The 20,625-nt window shown below is 58.1% G+C and carries 21 protein-coding genes; 10 read left to right on the forward strand and 11 right to left on the reverse strand.

Annotated features, from left to right (window positions below):
• Nucleotides 1-107: 107 nt before the first annotated feature.
• The 6 genes from FU672_RS15285 (at nt 108) to FU672_RS15310 (ending at nt 6,017) form a co-directional block, all read left to right on the forward strand.
• Nucleotides 108-422: a PTS sugar transporter subunit IIB gene (locus tag FU672_RS15285; RefSeq protein WP_014830072.1), complete on the forward strand. Its 315-nt coding sequence runs from the start codon at nt 108-110 to the stop codon at nt 420-422.
• A gap of 11 nt (nt 423-433) precedes the next feature.
• The gene (locus FU672_RS15290) at nt 434-1,759 is read left to right on the forward strand and encodes a PTS sugar transporter subunit IIC (RefSeq protein WP_148243865.1); all 1,326 of its coding nucleotides are present in this window, start codon (nt 434-436) and stop codon (nt 1,757-1,759) included.
• Between the two features lie 17 nt (nt 1,760-1,776).
• Nucleotides 1,777-3,153, forward strand: a complete 1,377-nt coding sequence (gene gmuD, locus FU672_RS15295) for a 6-phospho-beta-glucosidase GmuD (protein WP_148243866.1) — start codon at nt 1,777-1,779, stop codon at nt 3,151-3,153.
• Between the two features lie 5 nt (nt 3,154-3,158).
• Nucleotides 3,159-3,461 carry a PTS lactose/cellobiose transporter subunit IIA gene (locus tag FU672_RS15300; RefSeq protein ID WP_008500136.1) on the forward strand — a complete coding sequence of 101 codons (303 nt, stop codon included), beginning with the start codon at nt 3,159-3,161 and terminating at the stop codon, nt 3,459-3,461.
• Between the two features lie 136 nt (nt 3,462-3,597).
• On the forward strand, nt 3,598-4,977 hold the full coding sequence (locus FU672_RS15305; protein ID WP_148243867.1) for a carbohydrate porin: 1,380 nt from the start codon (nt 3,598-3,600) through the stop codon (nt 4,975-4,977).
• 134 nt (nt 4,978-5,111) lie between these two features.
• Nucleotides 5,112-6,017 carry a DMT family transporter gene (locus FU672_RS15310; protein ID WP_032640251.1) on the forward strand — a complete coding sequence of 302 codons (906 nt, stop codon included), beginning with the start codon at nt 5,112-5,114 and terminating at the stop codon, nt 6,015-6,017.
• 110 nt (nt 6,018-6,127) lie between these two features.
• On the opposite strand, the gene nepI is transcribed toward FU672_RS15310, so the two are convergent.
• From nepI to ivbL, 9 genes are all read right to left on the reverse strand, one after another.
• Complete coding sequence (gene nepI / locus FU672_RS15315; RefSeq protein WP_148243868.1) at nt 6,128-7,318, reverse strand: purine ribonucleoside efflux pump NepI; 1,191 nt, start codon at nt 7,316-7,318, stop codon at nt 6,128-6,130.
• A 102-nt stretch (nt 7,319-7,420) separates the two neighbouring features.
• Nucleotides 7,421-7,873: a DUF1198 domain-containing protein gene (locus FU672_RS15320; RefSeq protein ID WP_021242696.1), complete on the reverse strand. Its 453-nt coding sequence runs from the start codon at nt 7,871-7,873 to the stop codon at nt 7,421-7,423.
• Between the two features lie 110 nt (nt 7,874-7,983).
• Nucleotides 7,984-9,375: a hexose-6-phosphate:phosphate antiporter UhpT gene (gene uhpT, locus FU672_RS15325; protein WP_148243869.1), complete on the reverse strand. Its 1,392-nt coding sequence runs from the start codon at nt 9,373-9,375 to the stop codon at nt 7,984-7,986.
• Nucleotides 9,376-9,507: 132 nt separating this feature from the next.
• Nucleotides 9,508-10,827 carry an MFS transporter gene (locus FU672_RS15330; RefSeq protein ID WP_148243870.1) on the reverse strand — a complete coding sequence of 440 codons (1,320 nt, stop codon included), beginning with the start codon at nt 10,825-10,827 and terminating at the stop codon, nt 9,508-9,510.
• Complete coding sequence (gene uhpB, locus FU672_RS15335; protein ID WP_148243871.1) at nt 10,820-12,325, reverse strand: signal transduction histidine-protein kinase/phosphatase UhpB; 1,506 nt, start codon at nt 12,323-12,325, stop codon at nt 10,820-10,822. The genes FU672_RS15330 and uhpB overlap by 8 nt, the downstream gene beginning before the upstream one ends.
• On the reverse strand, nt 12,322-12,915 hold the full coding sequence (gene uhpA, locus FU672_RS15340; protein WP_148243872.1) for a response regulator transcription factor UhpA: 594 nt from the start codon (nt 12,913-12,915) through the stop codon (nt 12,322-12,324). Before uhpA ends, uhpB begins: the two co-directional genes overlap by 4 nt.
• Before the next feature lie 82 nt (nt 12,916-12,997).
• On the reverse strand, nt 12,998-13,285 hold the full coding sequence (gene ilvN / locus FU672_RS15345) for an acetolactate synthase small subunit (protein ID WP_010426528.1): 288 nt from the start codon (nt 13,283-13,285) through the stop codon (nt 12,998-13,000).
• 3 nt (nt 13,286-13,288) lie between these two features.
• Complete coding sequence (gene ilvB, locus FU672_RS15350; RefSeq protein ID WP_148243873.1) at nt 13,289-14,977, reverse strand: acetolactate synthase large subunit; 1,689 nt, start codon at nt 14,975-14,977, stop codon at nt 13,289-13,291.
• A gap of 105 nt (nt 14,978-15,082) precedes the next feature.
• Entirely contained in the window at nt 15,083-15,181 is a 99-nt protein-coding gene (ivbL, locus tag FU672_RS15355; protein ID WP_071789119.1) for an ilvB operon leader peptide IvbL, read from the reverse strand.
• Between the two features lie 522 nt (nt 15,182-15,703).
• On the opposite strand from ivbL, the gene tisB reads away from it, so the two are divergent.
• The 4 genes from tisB (at nt 15,704) to emrD (ending at nt 18,560) form a co-directional block, all read left to right on the forward strand.
• Entirely contained in the window at nt 15,704-15,793 is a 90-nt protein-coding gene (gene tisB / locus FU672_RS15360) for a type I toxin-antitoxin system toxin TisB (RefSeq protein ID WP_020684667.1), read from the forward strand.
• A 64-nt stretch (nt 15,794-15,857) separates the two neighbouring features.
• A complete protein-coding gene (locus tag FU672_RS15365) occupies nt 15,858-16,304 on the forward strand; it encodes a GNAT family N-acetyltransferase (RefSeq protein ID WP_148243874.1) in 447 nt (148 codons plus the stop codon).
• Nucleotides 16,305-16,366: 62 nt separating this feature from the next.
• Nucleotides 16,367-17,200: an EamA family transporter gene (locus tag FU672_RS15370; protein ID WP_148243875.1), complete on the forward strand. Its 834-nt coding sequence runs from the start codon at nt 16,367-16,369 to the stop codon at nt 17,198-17,200.
• 175 nt (nt 17,201-17,375) lie between these two features.
• Nucleotides 17,376-18,560, forward strand: a complete 1,185-nt coding sequence (gene emrD, locus FU672_RS15375) for a multidrug efflux MFS transporter EmrD (RefSeq protein ID WP_148243876.1) — start codon at nt 17,376-17,378, stop codon at nt 18,558-18,560.
• Here emrD and FU672_RS15380 read toward each other — a convergent pair.
• Nucleotides 18,463-19,551 carry a cellulase family glycosylhydrolase gene (locus tag FU672_RS15380; protein ID WP_148243877.1) on the reverse strand — a complete coding sequence of 363 codons (1,089 nt, stop codon included), beginning with the start codon at nt 19,549-19,551 and terminating at the stop codon, nt 18,463-18,465. The two genes, emrD and FU672_RS15380, sit on opposite strands and share 98 nt — an antisense overlap.
• A gap of 84 nt (nt 19,552-19,635) precedes the next feature.
• A complete protein-coding gene (dsdC, locus tag FU672_RS15385; protein WP_148243878.1) occupies nt 19,636-20,562 on the reverse strand; it encodes a DNA-binding transcriptional regulator DsdC in 927 nt (308 codons plus the stop codon).
• Nucleotides 20,563-20,625: the final 63 nt, after the last annotated feature.

Genomic DNA, 20,625 nt, shown 5'->3' on the forward strand with positions numbered 1-20,625 from the left:
GGATCTTGATGGGTATCACACTTCTGTCTTTTATGAATGGAAACCGGTTTCCGTATAATGTCCAATCATCCTCGCAATAACTTTTTACATTTAGAGGAGGGTTGTCGATGTTCAAGATTATGCTGTGCTGCTCTGCCGGGATGTCCACCAGCCTGCTGGTCAGCAAAATGGTCGATGTCGCCAAAGAACGTGGTTTGCCGGTGAAGATTGATGCGTACGGTGTTTCCGAATTTGATACGCAGTTTCCGCAATATCAGGTGGTCCTTCTCGGACCGCAAGTGAAATACATGTTACAGACACTCTCAGACAAGGCGGCTACAAAAGGCATTCCGGTGCAGCCCATCGACATGATGGACTACGGCATGCAACGTGGCGATAAAGTACTGGACTATGCTCTGTCGCTCATCGAAGCGGCACACTAAAAGGTGTTCACATGAGTTCGTTATATCAATCCATGGTCGCGGTGATTGAGCAGTCAATTACCCCGCTGGCCGCAAAGCTAGGTCAGCAAAAGTATGTGATTGCCATCCGCGACGGCTTTACCGCCGCGCTGCCGTTTATGATCATCGGCTCGTTTATGCTGGTGTTCATCTTCCCGCCGTTCTCGGCGGATACCACCAACAGCTTCGCCCGCGGCTGGCTGGATTTCTCCCAGACCTACCGCGAGCAGCTGATGCTGCCGTTTAACCTCAGCATGGGCGTCATGACCTTCTTCATTTCGGTGGGGATTGGGGCGAGCCTGGGGCGTCAGTTTAACCTCGACCCGGTGATGTCCGGCCTGCTGGCCTTTATGGCCTTCCTGCTGGTCGCCGCACCCTATGCCGACGGCAAAATCTCGACCCAGTATCTCTCCGGCCAGGGCATCTTCACCGCGCTTATCACCGCTATCTACTCCACCCGCGTGTATGCATGGCTGAAGGAAAACAAAGTCACCATTCGCCTGCCGAAGGAAGTCCCCACCGGCGTGGCGCGTTCGTTTGAAATTCTGATCCCGGTAATGGTCGTGATCGGTACCCTGCACCCGCTGAACCTGTTTATTGAAGCGCAAACCGGGATGATTATCCCGCAGGCGATCATGCACCTGCTGGAGCCGCTGGTGTCAGCGTCTGACTCCCTGCCCGCGATTCTGCTCTCCGTGCTGCTGTGCCAGATCTTCTGGTTCGCCGGTATTCACGGCTCGCTGATTGTCACCGGCATCATGAACCCGTTCTGGATGGCGAACCTCTCCGCAAACCAGGCGGCGCTGGCGGCTGGCGCGGCGCTGCCGCACGTTTACCTGCAGGGCTTCTGGGATCACTACCTGCTGATTGGCGGCGTAGGCTCGACTCTGCCACTGGCATTCCTGCTGCTGCGCAGCCGCGTTACCCACCTGCGTACCATCGGCAAAATGGGCGTGGTGCCAAGCTTCTTTAACATCAACGAACCGATTCTGTTCGGTGCGCCGATCATCATGAACCCGATGCTGTTTATCCCGTTCGTGTTTGTTCCGCTGGTCAACGCCTGCCTGGCGTACGGCGCAACCAAACTCGGCTGGCTGGCACAAGTTGTATCGTTGACCCCGTGGACCACCCCTGCGCCGATTGGCGCTTCTTGGGCGGCGAACTGGGCGCTGAGCCCGGTGGTGATGTGCCTGGTCTGCATGGTGATGTCCGCGCTGATGTACCTGCCGTTCCTGCGTGCCTATGAGCGTACGCTCATCAAAAACGAAGAGCAGAAAGCCCAGGCAACCGTCGGCGCCGCCGAAACCGCCAGCAATTAAGTCAAAGAGGAAGAGTCATGAAATACGCATTTCCCGATAACTTCTGGTGGGGCAGCGCAAGCTCCGCTCTCCAGACGGAAGGGGCAAGAGAGGGGGAAACCACGTGGGATTACTGGTTTGCCCGCGAGCCGAACCGTTTTCACAACGGCGTGGGGCCGCAGCAGACCTCCACGTTCTATCAGCACTGGAAAACGGATATTCAGCTGTTAAAGCAGCTGAATCACAACAGCTTTCGCACCTCAATTAGCTGGGCGCGCCTGATCCCCGACGGTATCGGTGAAGTGAACCCGGACGCGGTCAATTTTTATAATCAGGTCATTGATGAGCTGAATGAACAGGGCATCACGCCGTTTATCACCCTGTTCCATTTCGACATGCCGATGGCGATGCAGGAGATTGGCGGCTGGGAAAATCGTGACGTGGTGGACGCTTACGCCCGCTATGCGCAGATTTGCTTCGAGCTGTTCGGCGACCGCGTGCTGCACTGGTTCACCTTCAACGAGCCGATCGTGCCGGTGGAAGGCGGCTATCTGTACGATTTCCACTATCCGAACGTGGTGGATTTTCGTCGGGCAGCCACCGTGGCGTATCACACCGTGCTGGCCCATGCGAAGGCGGTGCAGGCCTACCGCGCCGGGCATTACGCGGGGGAGATTGGCATCGTGCTGAACCTGACCCCGTCATACCCGCGTTCGCAGAATCCGGCAGACGTGAAGGCGGCGCACATCGCAGACCTGATGTTTAACCGCAGCTTCCTTGACCCGGTCCTGCGCGGTGAATACCCGGCAGACCTGGTGGCGCTGCTGAAATCCTACGATCAATTACCCGCCTGTAAACCGGAAGACGGTTTCCTGATTGCGGAAGGAAAAATCGACCTGCTCGGCGTGAACTACTATCAGCCGCGTCGCGTGAAGTGTCGCGACAGCGCGGTGAACCCGCAGGCACCGTTTATGCCGGAGTGGTTCTTTGATAACTACGAGATGCCAGGCCGCAAGATGAACCCGTACCGCGGCTGGGAAATCTACGAGCCAGGTATTTACGATATCCTGGTCAACCTGCGCGACAATTACGGCAACCCTCGCTGCTTTATTTCTGAAAACGGCATGGGTGTCGAAAATGAACAGCGCTTTATTGAAAATGGCCAGATTAACGATCAATACCGCATCGAGTTTATTTCTGAGCATTTAGCGTGGCTGCATAAGGGTATTAGCGAAGGGTGCAACTGTCTTGGCTACCATATGTGGACGTTTATTGATAACTGGTCGTGGTGTAATGCCTATAAAAATCGCTACGGATTTATCCAGCTCGATTTAAAGACGCAGCAGCGCACCATTAAGAAAAGCGGAGAGTGGTTTTCCGCCACCGCATTAAATAATAGCTTTGATAAAGAGTAATGATGATGATCGCATTAGAAGAAGCCGTAATGGAAATTATCGTCAATGCCGGACAGTCCCGCAGCCTGTGCTTTGAAGCGCTGCACGCGGCGCGTCAGGGCAACATTGACGAGGCCAAAAGCCTGCTGCGCGAAGCCGACGGCTACGCACGCCAGGCGCACAAGATGCAAACCAAACTGATCGAGCAGGATGCGGGTGAAGCCCGCCAGCCGATGACATTAATTATGGTACACGCGCAGGATCACTTAATGAATTCCTTATTAGCGCGTGAATTATCGGAAGAAATTATTCATTTATACCAGAGATAATCCATGGCGAAATAATTATTGTAATACCTCTGCACCCTAAATAGAGATCCACTTGTTCTGATGATAGCGACATACTCTGTCAGATCGGAGCGGGATGGTTATTGTCTGAATAAAATTAAACTATATTGAGATAACCATGAATACGATTAAAAAACTTCCATTAACCATGGCGGTTATCGCCGCGCTTTGCCCAATTTCCGTGCTCGCACAAGAATTCACGCAGGAGCAAATCGACGCCATTGTGGCCAAAGCGGTGGATAAAGCCCTGGCCGAACGTCAGGCCAAAATGGATGCGGCGGTCGCGAAAAAAGCAGACGTGGTGACCGAGCCGCAAAGCGCGGCACAATCCCCGGATATGGCGATCCCGTTCGGGATTAAATTTACCGGCTACGCCCGCTACGGCGCGCACTTCCAGGCGGCCGATCAGAAATACGTGGCGGTGGATGGCTCCTACAACGGCGCGTCCGCGATTGGTCGTCTGGGTAACGAAGGCAACGGCGGTGAATTCCAGCTCTCCAAAGCCTTTAAGGGTGAAAACGGCGCCATCTGGGACATCAACGTGATGATCGACCACTGGGGTGACGAAGTTAACCTGAAAAAAGCCTACGCGGGTGTGACCAACATTATGGCTTCCAACCCGAACGCCTATTTCTGGGCCGGTCGTGACTTCCACCAGCGTCCGCAGCAGGGCATCAACGATTACTTCTGGATGAACCACGACGGCCAGGGCGCCGGGGTGAAGAACTTCGACATCGGCGGCGTGCAGTTTGACGTCGCGACCGTGGCGGCAGTGGAATCCTGTAGCCCGGAAGTGATGGAAGACGAGGCCAACCCGTCGCGCATCACCTGTACCGGCGGTTCCGGCACGGGCGATAAGGGCAACTATGCGGCGACCTCAAAAATTCACGGCATGAAGCTCGGCCCAATCGACCTGGAGCTATACGCCAACTACGGCTTTGACTCCAAAGCCGTAGACAGCGACGAGCGTCTGAATGCGTGGCAGGGTGGCGTGGTGCTGAGCCACACCAACGACAGCGGCGTGAACAAGGTGATTGCCCGTTACTCCGATAACGCGGACAACAGCGTGTTCAATAAAACCGAGGATCTGACCACGGTCTACGCCAGCTTCGAAGGGCTGTATAAATTCACCCAGGCGACGCAGGTAGAGTACATCCTCGCCTTCCACGACTACGACAACAGCCGCGATAAGACCGACAACCGCAAGAACTACAACGCCATCGTGCGCCCAATGCACTGGTGGAATGACGTTCACTCCACCTGGCTGGAAGCGGGCTGGCAGCACGTGGATTATGACAACGGCGGCGACAACAAGGGCTGGAAGCTGACCCTGTCGCAGAACATGTCTATCGCTATGGGGCCGGAGTTCCGTCCAATGCTGCGCTTCTACGTGACCGGCGGCAAAGTGGATAACGCACGCACCGCGCACGTAAACGGCACCAAAGACGAAACCCTCGACGACTTCAACGTTGGCGCAATGTGGGAGGCGTGGTTCTAGTACAGCGACGTTTGTTTCGCCCGGCGGCGCTGCGCTTGCGCGGGCCTACAAGGTTTTGTAGGCCGGGTAAGCGCAGCGCCACCCGGCAAGATCCCATGTTATGCTAGAAAAAAATCAACATAGCAGGGGAGAACATGGGTTCCACACGCAAAGGGATGCTGAACGTCCTGATCGCCGCCGTTTTATGGGGCAGCTCAGGGGTTTGCGCGCAGTACATCATGGAGAAAAGCCACATTTCTTCGCCTTACCTGACCATGGTTCGCCTGCTGTTTACCGGCGTGATCCTGCTGACGCTTTCTTTCGTTCACGGCGACAAGATTTTCTCGGTCATCAAACATCGCAAAGACGCCCTCAGCCTGCTGATTTTCTCACTCGTCGGCGCGCTCACCGTGCAGCTCACCTTCCTGCTGACGATTGAAAAATCCAACGCGGCGACCGCTACCGTGCTGCAGTTTCTGTCGCCGACCATCATTGTGGCGTGGTTTGCCCTGGCGCGGAAAAAGCGTCCCGGTGTGTTTGTCTTGTCCGCGATTTTAACGTCGCTGATTGGCACGTTTCTGCTTGTTACCCACGGCGACCCAACCTCGCTCTCCATCTCGCCTGCCGCGCTGTTCTTCGGTATCGCCTCGGCCTTTGCTGCAGCGTTTTACACCACCTATCCGTCAACGCTGATCGCCCGCTACGGCACGCTGCCGATTGTCGGCTGGAGTATGTTGATTGCGGGATTGATGCTGACGCCGTTCTACGCCGGGCGCGGGACCACCTTCGTGATCGACGGCAGCCTGCTGCTGGCGTTTTTCTACCTGGTGGTGATTGGCACGGCGCTGACGTTCAGCCTGTACCTGAAAGGCGCGCAGATGATCGGCGGGCCGAAGGCGAGCATTCTGAGCTGCGCCGAGCCGCTGAGCAGCGCGCTGCTGTCGGTGATTTTGCTGGGCGTGGCGTTTACCCTGCCGGACTGGCTGGGGACGCTGCTGATCGTGTCGTCGGTGGTACTGATTTCGATGGATTCGCGTAGAAGGGTTAAGGCATCGGCGTAGCCTGATGCCCTCACCCCGGCCCTCTCCCCAAAGGGGCGAGGGTGAAAAGACAGCACCGAACAGTCCCCTCTCCCCTATGGGGAGAGGGTTAGGGTGAGGGGAAAATTGACTTACTTCGCCTTAACCTTCCCTGCCACCAGCAGTGCCGTCAGCAGCATCAGCGTACCGGAAATCACCAGCGGTGACGTCAGCCCCAGATGATCGAGCGCCACGCCGCCAATGGCCGCGCCGCAGGTGTTCGCCAGCTGGATCACCGCCACCTGAATCGACCCGGCTTTTTCCGCCTGATCGGCAAGCGTTCGGGTGATCCACGTCGACCAGCCCACCGGCACCAGCGCAAAGGCAAAGCCCCAGATAATCGCAATCGCCGAAGCCACCCATTTATCGCTTCCCCACAGCACCAGCACCGCCGCGCTCGCCGCCAGTACCAGCGGCGCGCCAGCCAGCGCGACCTTCAGGGAGCGTTTCAGGAACTGCGACGACAGCGAGGTGCCGACAAAGCTGGCGATACCAAAGCTCAGCAGCACCAGCGTCAGGCCATCGACATCAAAGCCCGCCATGGTCATAAACACCGGGCGGATATAGGTAAAGAAGGCAAACTGCCCGGCAAAGGACATAAAGATGGCAGTCATCCCCGCCAGTACGCCGGGGCGCTTCAGCAGCGCGAACATGTTCTGTTTGTGGTGCGCCGCTTCGCCCGGCAGCGACGGCAGCGCTTTCCACACCCAAATGATGCAGAGCAGGCCCATCACCGCCGCAGCGTTAAACACGTTACGCCAGCCGATAATCCCGCCGAGGAAACTGCCCAGCGGCGCGGCAATCACCAGCGCGATAGAGACCGCACCGAAGATAACGGACAGGGCTTTTGGCACCGTACGCGCGGGCACCAGGCGCATGGTGAGCGAGGCCGACATCGCCCAGAAGCCGCCGAGCCCTAATCCCAGACAAGCACGACCGAGCAGCAGCAGGGTGAAGCTTTCAGCGAAGGAGACCAGCAGGCAGGAGAGCGTCAGCAGCACGCTGAACAGAATGACCACTTTGCGACGGTCGATGGTACCAATCACCTGGGTGATAAACAGGCTGGCGAACATCGCCACAAACGCGGTGACGGTAACGGACTGACCCGCCACGCCCTCGGAAATGCCCAGATCCTGCGCCATCGGCGTCAGGAGGCTCACCGGCAGAAACTCAACGGTAATCAGGCAGGCGACGCAGAACGCCACGGCGAAAACGGCCGACCAGTTGGGGCGTGAAACCTCGTTGGTCTGCGGTCTGGTCGTGGGCTGGATATGTTCTGTCATGGCCTCACCTGAAGATAAAAACGTGCGGAAAAGTCGCGCAGTTTATCATCAAAAGTGTGACGAATTTAACGATTTGACAACTTTTGTCGTTTTTACAGGGGATCAGTGCAGGTAGAACACGCCCTCTTCCGGCAGGAAGAGCTGGTTGTAGCGCAGCTGAAAGGCATTCAGCTCCTGCGGATCGGGCTCCATCTCGCGCATAAAGCCAAGCGCCAGACGAATTTGCGCATCGGTAATGGGTGCGGCAAGGCGGGCTTTACGCAGCATGCGGTGCCAGGCGTGCAGATTCTCCTCGCTGCCATCGACGATGCAGACCTGCCAGATGAGCAGCACCTGCGCCGCGTTTTGCAAATGTGCCTCGTCCGGCCGCTCAAGGTAGCGGATAAACTCATTCCCGGGCGTTTTTCCGAACTGGTCGATCATCGACTCAACCGGCATCGGGGTGATCCCCAGTCGTTCGCTTAATCGTTTGATGGCGCGGCGGGAATCTGAGGTCAGGACACGAAATCCGACCACGAATACCACGGCAAGCGTTGCCAGCATTATCCAGACCATGTGTTCTCCTTACATCAGCCGCTCATCATAGCGGGAAACACACGGCGTCGACAGCGACAGGCATAAAAAAGCCCGGCATCACACACTGGGCAAAGAAGTTACCTGCACACTCAGGCTATTTTTAATTTCTGCGCACGATTTTCACGGCGGATCTTACGTTCTTCCAGCACGGCAACCATCGCCATCAGGACGATACAGCCAATCGCTGCCGCATCCAGCGCCGCGAAGGTGCCGGCCCAGCCGGTGAGGCCGAAAACTGGCGTGCCGTCGGCAATCATACCTAAGCCGAGCTTGGCGAAGCTGTCGCCGATCAGGTAGGCGAAGGTGCCTTTAATCCCATCGGCTGCGCCGATCGCTTTTTTCGGTACGAAGCCCACTGCCGCCACGCCGATCAGCAGCTGTGGACCAAACACCAGGAAGCCGAGCGCAAACAGTGAAGCCAGGTAAACGTACTGGTTGCTGGCATGCTGGTAGACGCCGAGGGTGGCGATAATCAGCGCCAGCGCGACGCAGGCCACCAGCGCACGACGACCGTTGGCGAGATCTGAGAGCCAGCCCCACAGCAGGGTGCCGACCAGCGCGCCCACTTCAAACAGGGTGAAGCCCTGAATCGCCACTTCTTTAGAAAGCTTCAGCTCCTGGAAGGCATACACGGTAGACCACTGGTCAATACCGATACGCACCACGTAGAGGAAAATGTTCGAGAAGCAGAGCAGCCAGATCACTTTGTTTTTCAGCACGTACTCAACAAAGATCTGCCATTTGGACATCTCGTTTTCTTCGGTCTCTTTGTCCTCTTCGCTGATCTCTTCCCCGAACAGCTCTTCGGCTTTGCCGAGGCCGTAAGATTCCGGGGAGTCGCTGCCGTAGCGCAGGCCGATAAAGCCGACGATCAGAGCGATAATCGACGGGAAGATAAACATGCCGATCACGTGACCATCGAACAGGTAGTTCGCGCCAAACAGCGCCACACCTGCCGCACCCGCCCCGCCGAGGTTGTGGGAGATGTTCCACATGCCGAGGTACGAACCACGCTTGCGGCGCGGGGTCCATTTGGTGATGGTGGAGTAGCTGCACGACCCGCCGGTACTCTGGAAGAAACCGCTCAGGGCGTAGAAGGCAATCATCATAAACAGGCTGACAGAGCCTGTGCCCATGCTGGCGCTGAAGCCGAGCATACAGATGGCGGAGAGGATCAGCATAAACGGCAGGAACTGCTTGGTGTTTTTGCCGTCCGCGTAGTAGGAAACGACGGTTTTACCCACGCCGTAGGTGATGGAGAAGCCCAGGCCAATCATCCCCAGCTGCGTCATGCTCAGCCCGTAGGTTGAGATCATGTCGTTCTGCGCGATGTTAAAGTTTTTGCGGATCAGGTACATGGTCAGGTAGCCGATGAAAACCACCAGATAGGACTGCATGAACGGTTTGAACCACATTTTGCGCCGCACGTCGAGCGGCAGATCCAGGGTCGGCTTGCGCACCTGGTTTAAGAAGGCCAGCATGGTTGGTTTACTCCTGAGCTGATTTTTGCAGCATTGTAAAAATCAGCCGGGAGAGATGCCTGAGACAGCGTCCAGGTAAAACCGGGAAAATTTCTTAGTTTTGCGCTATTCGGGTCGAAAAGGTGAGGCGCATCACATCACGCTGGACTCACGCGGCACCTGCGCGTTCAAAAACGGCAGAAGCAGCAGCGCGGAAATCCCCGCCGCGATAGCGATCACCGCAAAGAAACCGCTCCAGTGCCAGATGTCGATCACCCGCGCCAGCGGCCAGCCGGAGAGCGATGCCCCGAGATAGGCAAACAGCCCGACAAAGCCCGTCGCCGCACCTGCTGCGTCTTTGTGGGAGCACTCGGCCGCCGCCATGCCGATCAGCATCTGCGGGCCAAACACAAAGAAGCCGATGGTGAAGAAGCACGCCGCCTGCATCACGTAGCTGGCGAACGGCATCAGCCACAGCGAGCCGACGGAGAGCAAAATCCCGGCGGCGAAAATCAGGTTCATCGGGCCGCGGTTGCCGTTGAACAGCTTATCCGATCCCCAGCCCGCCACCAGCGCACCGATAAACCCGCCCAGCTCGAACATCGTCACCGCCGAGTTGGCCGTGACCAGATCCACGCCGAGCGTCTCGGACATGTACAGATTGCCCCAGTCGTTGATCGCCGCACGCACCACGTAGACCAGCACGTAGCAGAGCGACAGCAGCCAGATGTACGGGTTTTTCAGCACGTATTTGGTGAGGATCTCCTGGCGAGTCAGCCCCGCGCCCTCCTGCTGCTGGGCGATCTCCATCTCGTCGTGTCGCCAGTCGCCCACCGCCGGAAGGCCCACGGTTTGCGGCCTGTCGCGCAGGCGCCAGCAGAGGAACAGCCCGGCGACAATCGCCAGGCCACCGGCAATCATCATCCCTGCACGCCAGCCGTAGTGCAGCGCTGCGGCACCCACTACCATCGGGATCAGCGCCCCGCCGACGTTGTGCGCGGTGTTCCAGATTGCCCACCAGCCGCCGCGCTCGTTGCGCGAATACCAGGCGGTGAGCAGGCGGGCGCAGACCGGCGCGCCCCAGCCCTGGAAAAAGGCGTTCAGCGCCCACAGCAGGGCGAAGGCCCACAGCGAGGTGGAGAAGCCAAACAGGATGTTCACCACGCCGGTGGCGATCAGCCCAACGCCCATAAAATAGCGGGCGTTGGAGCGGTCGCTGACGATGCCGGAGAAGAACTTCGACAGACCGTAGGTGATGTAAAACAGCGTCGCCAGCAGGCCGATATCGGTGCGCGTCATCACGCCGCTGGCGAGGATTTCCGGCGCGGCGGCGTTGAAGCTTTTACGGGTGAAGTAGAACAATGCGTAGCCGAGCCAGAGAGTGATCAGGATATGGCGACGCCAGTAGCGGTAGCGGGCGTCGATTTCCGCTTTATCACCTATCGGCGCGGCGCTGGCAGGGGTTTTAAACATGGTAACTCCGTAGCGGCAGGCTGACGCTGACGCGCGTCCCGTGGGTGCAGGAGATGTTTAGCGTGCCGCCCAGCGCCTTCACGCGCTCGCGCATGCCCGCCAGGCCAAAGCCCTGCTGGCCGGAGCCCGGCGGCAGGCCGCAACCGTCGTCTTCAATCACCAGCATCAGGCGCTCGTCCTGCTGCCAGCCCTGGATCGTGACCGCGCTGGCGCTGGCGTGCTTAACAATATTATTCAGCCCTTCCTGACAGACGCGAAACAGCGTCACGCGCTGGCCTTCACTGAGCGTAGATTCAGTAATTCGCCAGTCGAGATGGCTGACAATACCGCGGCTTTCCAGCTCCATCTCGCGCATCAGGGAACGCACCGCCTGCTCCAGCGACAGGTCGTCGAGCTGGCGCGGGCGCAGCCGCCCTAACAGGCGTCGAACGGAGTCATAGACGCCCAGCGAAAGCTGTTCGATATGCGCCCCGCCCTGCTTCACGCCTGCGTTTTCTGCCGCCAGACGCTGGACAATGCCCGCCTGGGTGCGGATGGCGGTGATGGTCTGGCCGATATCGTCGTGCAGCTCGCGGGCGACTTCCTGGCGCACGCTTTCTTCCGTCTCCAGCAGACGCTCTGCCAGACGGCGATTGCGCGCCAGTTCGGTTTGCAAAGAGAGGTTCAGCTCACGCAGACGCTGAATGCCCGCACCGAGCAGCAGCCCGGTCAGACTTTGCGCCAGCAGCGAGAGCAGCAGGTCCACCGGATGGTCGTGCCAGGTCTGACTGGCGATCAGCGCGATGGCGTTCATCAGCGCCGCAATCAATGCCCCCTGCCAGCCGTAGTGCCAGGCCAGGGCGATGATCGGCAGCGCAAGGCAAAATGGGGTAAAGCGTGAAAGCTCGGCAGGTAAACCCAGTTGAAGACACAGGCTGACCACAAACAGCAGCAGATACCAGATGAGATGCCGGGCACGCCAGTTCACCGGTTGGGAAACCAGCGCCGGGCCCAGCGGCTGCCAGACGGTGCTGGTGAGGTAGTGCCAGATAACGAGACAGGTCGGCGCCAGCGTCAGGCCGCCGGTGAGGGTGAGCAGCAGCGCGTTAAGCATCTCCTTCTCACCGACCCAAGGAAGCGACTGCAGCAGCGCGGCGGCAATCAGCGCCGCCCCCTGACGCAGCAGCGTGCGCCAGTCGCGCTGGTGGCGGTAGCGGGAAATGAGGGCGACCGGGAGGAGCGTGAGCAGGCTTCCGGTCATCAATAAAGGCAGATGCACCATGGCCACTTCCTGCGCCAGCCAGACCAGCATCAGCCACTCTGCGCCCAGCAAAACGGGCCAGTAACCGCGCGGGCACTGGAGCATTAACCCCAGACGCAGGCCGAAGGGAAACAGCAGCACCGCCAGTTCGGGGCGTTCCACCAGATGCAGGCTGATGCTCCACAGGCAGAACCATGCGGCAGAGAAGATAAAAAAGCTGGCGACAACGGCGATCAGCCGCGAAAAAACGGGACTCATTGCCAGCTGTCGAACATACGGCGCGCCAGCTCGACGTCGTTGCTGACGTTGAGTTTTTCCATCAGGTTGGCGCGGTGGACGTGTACGGTTTTCGGGGAAAGATCCAGCTCGGCGGCAATCTCTTTTACCGACATTCCCTGCGCGAGCTTCTCTGCCACCTGGCGTTCGCGCTTGGTGAGCGGGTCCTGCCTTCCGGCTGCCAGCTTGATGGCGATATCCGGCGTAAGATAGCAGCCGCCGGTGGAGACGGTCCGCACCGCGGCGATCAGTTCGTCCGGGCTACAGCGTTTGGAGAGGAACCCGCGCGCCCCCGCGTTGAGCGCCTGCTCGACCAGCGCCGGGCTGTCGTGGACCGACAGCATAATCGTCGACATCCCTTTCGGCAGCTGGCTTAGCAGCTCAAGCCCGGAGAGATCCGGCATCGAGATATCACAGATACAGACCTGTACCCCACGCCCCGGCAGGCCCGCCAGCGCCTCGCGACCGGAGCCAAACTCGGACACGACCTGAAAATCCGGTTCGAGGTTCAGAAGCTGGGCAAAGCCGGAGCGGACGATAAGGTGGTCGTCGATAAGAGCGATGGTGGTCATGTGTCTTCCTGCGGTCTGAAAACGCCGGATGGCGCTGCGCTTATCCGGCCTACAAGAGCGAAAGACGCTTACCTTAAGCGATCTATTCGAAAAACACCGCAATTTTGTTAAACATGGTGGGATCGGACTGGTTGCGTGCCACTTTGGTCACATCTTCCAGCTTGTCGATCTGCGCCATCATCTGCTCCAGACGCTGGTCATCGTTGACCAGTAGCCAGATGCGGCTGTGCTCGCTGCCCTGAATCGGCAGACAGAGGATGCCTTCCACGTTAAACGCCCGGCGGGCAAAGAGCCCGCAGACGTGGGTCATGACGCCGGGATGGTTGCGGACGGTGAGTTCCAGAATGACGTTATCATGTTGTTTCTGCATGGTTTATTCTCCCACCATCTCAGTATTTGCCGCGCCCGGCGGCACCATCGGATACACTTTTTGTTCAGGGTCGATACGCACGTGGATCAGCGCCGGGCCAGGGCGAGAAATCGCCGCCTGCAGCGCCGCGTGGGCATCCTCTTCGGCGTTCAGATCGCAGGTGTGCAGGCCAAAACCGGCGGCAATCTGCATAAAGTTAATCATCCCCGGATAGGTCGCAGCAAACACGCCCTGCTTGTAGAACAGGCTCTGCTGCTGATGCACCAGCCCCAGCGCCTCGTTGTTCATCAGGATGATTTTCACGTCCAGCTGGTTTTCGGCCGCGGTCGCCATTTCCTGAATGTTCATCATCAGGCTGCCGTCGCCGGAGAAGCAGATGACCTTGCGATCGGGATTGGCGAGCGCGGCACCCACTGCGGCTGGCAGGCCGAAGCCCATGGTGCCGAGGCCGCCGGAGGTCAGCCACTGGCGCGGACGGTTCAGCGGGTAGGCCTGGGCGGTCCACATCTGGTGCTGGCCCACGTCGGTGGTGATAATCGCGCTGTCGTCCACGCAGGCGGCCACGGCGTTGATCAGCCCGTAGTGGCTCAGCGGGTCACCTTCGGTTGGGATAGCGCCCGGGAACTCTTTTTGCAGATCGGCCACCAGCTGACGCCAGTCGGCGCGGTCGGTTGCGTCGGTTTGTGGGATCAGCTGCGCCAGCACCTCAGCCACGTCGCCCTGAATCGCCACGTGCGGCTGCTTGATTTTACCCAGCTCCGCGCGGTCGATATCCACGTGGATGATTTTGGCGTTCGGGCAGAACTGCTCGGTTTTACCAATCGCCCGGTCATCAAAACGCGCGCCCATAACAATCAGCAAATCAGCTTCTTGCAGAATAAAGTTAGTGCTGCGCGCGCCGTGCATGCCCAGCATCCCTAATGACAATGGGTGCGCTTTAGGCAGCATGCCGAGCGCCATCAGGGTCATGGTGGTCGGCAGGTTGGCTTTCTCTGCGAACTGACGGATTTCATCCGCGGCGTTGATCGCTCCGCCACCCAGATAGAGCACCGGGCGTCTGGCGGCGTTAATCATGGCGGCGGCGTCGCGCACGCTCTCAGCGCTGAATTCCGGCGCGGGGGCACGGTCGCCCGGCTCCGGCAGGACGTCGATCTCGATCTCTGCGGTCTGGACATCCTTAGGAATGTCTATCCACACCGGGCCCGGGCGGCCAGACTGGGCAATGCGGAACGCATCGCTGATAACCTGAGGAAGCTCGCTGATATCGCGAACTAAATAGTTATGTTTGGTGATGGGGATAGAGATGCCGTAGGTGTCCACTTCCTGGAACGCATCGGTGCCGATCATCGAGGACGGTACCTGGCCGGTAATACAGATCAGTGGAATGGAGTCGAGGCGCGCGTCGGCGATGGCGGTGACCAGGTTGGTTGCGCCCGGGCCGCTGCAGGCCATACAGACCGCCGGTTTGCCCTGGGTACGCGCCATGCCCTGAGCAATAAAGCCTGCCCCCTGCTCGTGGCGCGCCAGCACGTGGCGGATCTGCGTGCTTTGGCTTAACGCATCATACAGCGGCAGCACCGTACCGCCCGGGATACCCGCAACGGTGGTGATGCCCTGCCGTTCCAGCAAATGAACGATCAGCTGCGCGCCAGTAAAACGCGTCTTCGTGGATGTTGTGCCCGAACTTGCCATGCTCCAGTCCTTTTCTTCTGGGCCGACTTTCCGGGAGGTGTTTAAACGAAAAACCCCGCCCGGTTTGCGCCGGCGGGGTTTTGGATTCGTGTGTTGATCCAGTCCCTACGGCGCATTGCCGACGACCACCACCACACGCACGACGACCACTGCGGCTGGTTGCGCAGTTTTTAGTAGGGTCGAAGTGAACAGGGATGAAGTCATTGGGGACCTGTGTTTGGAATCATTGATGGAATTTATACAAACACAGGTTTTCGGGCGTGACAATGGAAATATTTTCATCTGCGCAAAAATGCGTCAGGGATCACGTTTCGTTTGTTGGGTGAGAAAAACAAAAAACCCCGCCTAAGCGAGGTTTTTATCAGGGTTTTGCGGTTGGTTGCCGCAGAACACACTGTGTTACGTCAACGCAAAAAGTATACGCGATCGCAGGCGAACGCGCAATTCCGGCACGGATTTTGACGTTTTTGAGTATGGATCGCCTTCCTGATTTTGTCCAAAAAAATACTGTTCATGCATACAGTATTTATCTATACTGAGGGTGTTCGCAGTGAGCGAGGGGGCCGCAGTTCTACCGGCGCAACGAAGTCCTGGCTGAAACGGGTGGTGCCGTCAGTGCCTTAACCCCTGAAGTGAGCACACTGTGTTACGTCAATCCAGGTGCTGGCAACAGGCGGCGGAAAGGTACGCCAGCATCGTGCTCCTTTTAACCAAAAGGAGACGCGTATGAGCGTAGTGGATATGGTGATACTTATCCTCAAACTCATTGTTGCTGTACTGCAACTGCTTGATGCTGTCCTGAAATACCTTCGGTGATTCAGGTTCAAGTCGCACCTGAGAGGGGCGGGTAACCGCCCCTCTTTAATAACGAGGGAATGCTATGTCGCGTCTGTTAATTGAGCCTGTCACACCGGATGAGCCGGGATATATTGCCCTGAAGGCGGAAAGTCTCGCATTGAATTTCAATATGCTGCGCAGGCTGGAAGAGAACTGGCTGCGGGGTGAGAACCGTTTTAACGCACCGGGTGAAAAACTGCTGGGTGCATTTCTCAACGGCAAGCTGGTGGGCGTGTGCGGCCTCAACCGCGATCCGTTCAGCCAGCAGCCGCGCGCCGGGCGCATTCGCCATCTCTACGTCAGTGAGAAGTGCCGCGGGTTGGGCATTGGCAAGCAGCTTTTAACCGTGGTAATGGCCGATGCCAGCATCTGGTTTGATTTTCTGAATACCCATGCGCCTGACAGCGCATACGGATTTTATCACCACGCAGGTTTTACGCTGGTCTCGGACGAACCGCGGGTGACGCACCGCCTTTTTTGTGCAGTGTAACCGGCTGGCAGCTTCAGGGCGTGAATGTTACAGTTGAGTGACAATTCACCACCCGATACGCCATGACCATCACCGTTTTCTGCATTTTGCTTTTCGCCGCACTGCTGCATGCCAGCTGGAACGCCATTGTTAAAGCCGGAACGGACAAGCTCTATTCCGCGATCAGCGTCAGCGGCTCGGCCACGCTTATTGCCCTGGTTTTACTGCCATTTTCTCCACAGCCATCTGCAGAAAGCTGGCCGTTTTTGATTGTCTCCTGCGCCTTACAGGTGGTGTACACCGTACTGGTGGCGAAGACCTATCAGGTCTCCGATATGAGCCAGACTTACCCGCTGATGCGCGGCACCGCCCCGCTGCTGGTGGCGCTGATCAGCGTGCTGGCGCTCGGCGATAGCCTCTCCTGGCTCGCCTGGTCCGGCATCGGGGTGATCTGCCTGTCGATTCTGGCGATGGCGATGAACGGGCGCATGCAGTCGCGAAAAGGGATCTGGCTGGCGCTGCTGAACGCCTGCTTCATCGCAGGCTATACCCTGGTGGACGGCACCGGCGTGCGCTTATCTGACACCGCGCTGGGCTACACGCTGTGGACCTTCTTTATGAATGGCTTCTGCCTGCTCACGTGGGCAATGGTGGCACGTCGGCGCGAGGCGTCCGGCTACCTGCGTCTGCACTGGAAAAAGGGGTTACTCGGTGGCGTTGGCACCATGGGCTCTTACGGTCTGGCGCTTTGGGCAATGACGCAGGCACCGCTGGCGGTGGTCGCGGCGCTGCGTGAAACCTCCATACTCTTTGGGGCACTGATCGCGTTTGTCCTTTTAAAAGAGAAGGTTGCGGGTCTGCGCATCGCGGCGGCACTGGGTATTGCCGGCGGAGCCATTCTGCTGCGCCTGGCGTAAATCACTGGCAACATTAGTTGCCGTTCTTGTTTACAAATCCTGCCTTTCCCGGTTTTTTCATTCACCACGACAATGCTTAAATTGTCATCTCTCTGTGGTAGATTCCTCGCGCATTTATGGGAATGCGTAGTCACTTATTCTTCATTTTTCTCTTTTGGCAAAAGTATTCAGCGACATGAAAAAACAAAGGAACGTTAACTTATTGTTGATGCTGGTGTTACTGGTGGCCGTCGGTCAGATGGCGCAAACCATCTACATTCCGGCGATTGCCGACATGGCAAAGGAACTTAACGTCCGCGAGGGCGCAGTGCAGAGCGTGATGGCAGCCTACCTGCTGACCTATGGCGTTTCGCAGTTGTTCTATGGACCGCTCTCCGACCGTATCGGCCGTCGTCCGGTGATTTTAGTCGGCATGTGTATTTTCATGGTCGCGACGGTGGTTGCGATGACCACCCATAACCTGACCGTATTGATTGCCGCCAGCGCCCTGCAGGGCGTTGGGACCGGCGTCGGTGGGGTGATGGCGCGAACCTTACCGCGCGATATGTATCAGGGCACCCAGCTCCGTCATGCAAACAGCTTGTTGAATATGGGTATTCTGGTCAGCCCGCTGCTGGCCCCGCTGATTGGCGGCCTGCTGGACACAATGTGGTCCTGGCGGGCCTGTTACGCCTTCCTGCTGGTACTGTGCGTCATTGTTACGTTCAGCATGGCGCGCTGGATGCCAGAAACGCGCCCGCAGGACGCACCGCGCACGAAACTTATCACCAGCTATAAGACGCTGTTCGGTAACGGCTCGTTTACCTGCTATCTTCTGATGCTGATCGGCGGCCTGGCGGGCATTGCGGTGTTCGAAGCCTGCTCCGGCGTGCTGCTGGGCGCAGGGCTGGGCCTGAGCAGCATGGTGGTGAGCATTCTCTTTATACTGCCGATCCCGGCGGCGTTCTTCGGCGCGTGGTTTGCCGGACGACCGAACAAACGGTTCTCCACGCTGATGTGGCAGTCGGTGATCAGCTGTCTGCTGGCGGGTCTGATGATGTGGATCCCGGGGTTGTTCGGCGTGATGACGGTCTGGACGCTGCTCATCCCGGCAGCGCTGTTCTTCTTCGGCGCGGGGATGCTGTTCCCGCTGGCGACCAGCGGTGCGATGGAGCCGTTCCCGTTCCTCGCAGGTACGGCGGGCGCGCTGGTGGGCGGTTTGCAGAACATCGGTTCCGGCGCGCTGGCCTGGCTCTCGGCCATGATGCCGCAGACCGGGCAGGCTAGTCTGGGGTTACTGATGACGCTGATGGGGCTGCTGATTTTACTGTGCTGGCTGCCGCTGGCGTCGCGTGTCCCGCATCACGAGCAGCCGGTTTAACCGCATGATGGCCCGGCTTCTCGCCGGGCTTTTCACAGACGGGCGCAATCATCGCCTGCAATAACGGCTCCGGTGCAGGTCGCCAGGCCCCCTCTTCCCCGTCGTAAAACTGGAAATCCGCGTTAAGCGCATACGGGATTTTCGCCTTTTGCAGCTCGCAGGCCATAAAGGTGGCGAAGGCCATTTGCGAAGCGGTTGGCGTGAGGTGGTTTGACTCCCCCACGCCCCAGCCCCCGACCCAGCTAACGTGCCCGGTTTTTTGCTGCCAGTGCAGCGCGGTATTGATGCGATTATGGATAGCCGCTTTCTCCGCCGCCGTGCCGGACGTCCACGGGTATTTACCGCTATTTTTCAGCGGCCCCCACGGGAAAATATGCCACTCCGCCAGCAGGTAGTTTTGACTGTGCGCAGGCAGCTTCAGGCTGGATAAATCCTCCGGCGCGGCACGCAGGCGTGGCGCAATAAAGATCATGCGCTGCGGGTCCATGTCGTGGATCGCTTTAATGGTTTTTTCATACACGCGGTTTAGCGACGCGAGATTGTGATTGAGCTTGTCAGCCGGCTCATAAATGAGATCAAAACCCAGCAGTGGGTAGCTCTGGCCGAAATAGTGCGCCACGGCAATCCACCAGTTGATCGTCTCTTTCTCGTTATCGGCTTTCGGGTCATTTTTATATTCATCGGCCTGATAAGCGATTATCGGGATCACACCATACTGCTCGCAGGCTTCCACCAGCTTGCGCAGGTGGATCAGCCGCGCTTCCGTCGGCTCATCGGCCACGCGGATGCGCACGTGGGTTATGCCTTTTGCATGAAAATCGCGTACCACCAGCGGGTCGAATTCGCGTATGCCGCGCTCGGTGCGCGCCCAGTCCACATCCATCCCGACGCCCAGCTGCTGCGCATAATGGGCAGCCGTCAGCGGCGGCTCAGCGGCAATCGCCCAGCCGGAAGAGATCAGTAATGCAGAGGCAATAAAAGGCTTTAACACGGTTTACCCTGGATAAATCGAAAGCATTACCTGTATTTAGCACGCTTTTTCACATTTGGTGTAGAGCGAAAGCGTAATAATTCTTCAACCTGCCAGTTCTCTCAGCCAGCTGATAAAGGCGTCTATTTTCGGCCACTGACGGCCAGAAAGCGTCGAGATATAGTAGTGCTGATGACATTTCAGGGTCTTTTCACCAAAGGGGGCGATCAGCTCGCCCCGTTCAAGCCGCTTCTGCACCAGCCGCTTTCTGCCCATCGCGACGCCTACGTGGTTGATGGCCGCAATAATCGCTAAATCGGAGCGATCGAAACCAATGCCTGACGATGGCGGCATATTCACTGCAAAGTGTTGCGCCCAGCTCAGCCACTCATCCGTACCGGAATCATTGCTCCAGGCCTGACGGTCGTGCAGCAGCGTGCAGTGGCTGAGGTTATCGGGATTTTTCAGCAGTTCATGCTCGCAGGCATACTGTGGGGAGCAGACGGGCAAAATATCCTCGTCCATCAGGAAGTAATGAGAGAGGTGGTTTGGTGGCGTATCGTCGAAATAGAGCGCCAGATCGACACCCGTTCGCTGCATATTGACGTAATCATTGCCGGTCAGAATGGTGAGTGAAATCGACGGATAGCGACGGGTAAAGTCCCCCAGCATGGGCACCAGCCAGCACTGGGCAATCGACGGGCGGGAGTACACCGTCAGCGTACCGGACAGCGCCTGGTTTTTGATGTCCAGGATCTCCTGATTCAGGGTGTCGAGGGACGATTTCAGCGTCCAGTAAACTCGCTTTCCCTCCTGCGTCAGCTCGACTTTACGGTGCGAGCGGACGAACAGCTGAATGCCCAGCTCCTCTTCCAGCAGGTTGATGCGGTGGCTCACCGCGCTGGGGCTGAGCGACAGCTCCTCCGCCGCCAGGGCGAAGGACTCATGCCGGGCGGCCACTTCAAAGGTGTACATTTTCGACAGCTGCCAGCCGTTTAACAGCCGATTTCCGGCTTCATTTGCATCGGTCATCACAATTCTCACGCATGGTTTCTGCGCTCACTATACCGCTCAAGGATGAATTTATGTGAACCT

This window comes from Enterobacter asburiae (assembly GCF_008080435.1).
Classification (GTDB): Bacteria; Pseudomonadota; Gammaproteobacteria; order Enterobacterales; family Enterobacteriaceae; genus Enterobacter; species Enterobacter asburiae_C.

Bases quoted from the DNA above. Each gene is read 5' to 3' on its own strand.
- nepI (WP_148243868.1), bottom strand. From the start codon at position 7,318: ATGACAGAACATATCCAGCCCACGACCAGACCGCAGACCAACGAGGTT.
- uhpA (WP_148243872.1), bottom strand. From the start codon at position 12,915: ATGACCACCATCGCTCTTATCGACGACCACCTTATCGTCCGCTCCGGC.
- FU672_RS15285 (WP_014830072.1), top strand. From the start codon at position 108: ATGTTCAAGATTATGCTGTGCTGCTCTGCCGGGATGTCCACCAGCCTG.
- FU672_RS15330 (WP_148243870.1), bottom strand. From the start codon at position 10,827: ATGTTTAAAACCCCTGCCAGCGCCGCGCCGATAGGTGATAAAGCGGAA.
- uhpT (WP_148243869.1), bottom strand. From the start codon at position 9,375: ATGCTGGCCTTCTTAAACCAGGTGCGCAAGCCGACCCTGGATCTGCCG.
- tisB (WP_020684667.1), top strand. From the start codon at position 15,704: ATGAGCGTAGTGGATATGGTGATACTTATCCTCAAACTCATTGTTGCT.
- ilvN (WP_010426528.1), bottom strand. From the start codon at position 13,285: ATGCAGAAACAACATGATAACGTCATTCTGGAACTCACCGTCCGCAAC.
- FU672_RS15310 (WP_032640251.1), top strand. From the start codon at position 5,112: ATGGGTTCCACACGCAAAGGGATGCTGAACGTCCTGATCGCCGCCGTT.
- ivbL (WP_071789119.1), bottom strand. From the start codon at position 15,181: ATGACTTCATCCCTGTTCACTTCGACCCTACTAAAAACTGCGCAACCA.
- gmuD (WP_148243866.1), top strand. From the start codon at position 1,777: ATGAAATACGCATTTCCCGATAACTTCTGGTGGGGCAGCGCAAGCTCC.
- ilvB (WP_148243873.1), bottom strand. From the start codon at position 14,977: ATGGCAAGTTCGGGCACAACATCCACGAAGACGCGTTTTACTGGCGCG.
- FU672_RS15320 (WP_021242696.1), bottom strand. From the start codon at position 7,873: ATGGTCTGGATAATGCTGGCAACGCTTGCCGTGGTATTCGTGGTCGGA.
- dsdC (WP_148243878.1), bottom strand. From the start codon at position 20,562: ATGACCGATGCAAATGAAGCCGGAAATCGGCTGTTAAACGGCTGGCAG.
- FU672_RS15290 (WP_148243865.1), top strand. From the start codon at position 434: ATGAGTTCGTTATATCAATCCATGGTCGCGGTGATTGAGCAGTCAATT.
- emrD (WP_148243876.1), top strand. From the start codon at position 17,376: ATGAAAAAACAAAGGAACGTTAACTTATTGTTGATGCTGGTGTTACTG.
- uhpB (WP_148243871.1), bottom strand. From the start codon at position 12,325: ATGAGTCCCGTTTTTTCGCGGCTGATCGCCGTTGTCGCCAGCTTTTTT.
- FU672_RS15370 (WP_148243875.1), top strand. From the start codon at position 16,367: ATGACCATCACCGTTTTCTGCATTTTGCTTTTCGCCGCACTGCTGCAT.
- FU672_RS15365 (WP_148243874.1), top strand. From the start codon at position 15,858: ATGTCGCGTCTGTTAATTGAGCCTGTCACACCGGATGAGCCGGGATAT.
- FU672_RS15300 (WP_008500136.1), top strand. From the start codon at position 3,159: ATGATCGCATTAGAAGAAGCCGTAATGGAAATTATCGTCAATGCCGGA.
- FU672_RS15305 (WP_148243867.1), top strand. From the start codon at position 3,598: ATGAATACGATTAAAAAACTTCCATTAACCATGGCGGTTATCGCCGCG.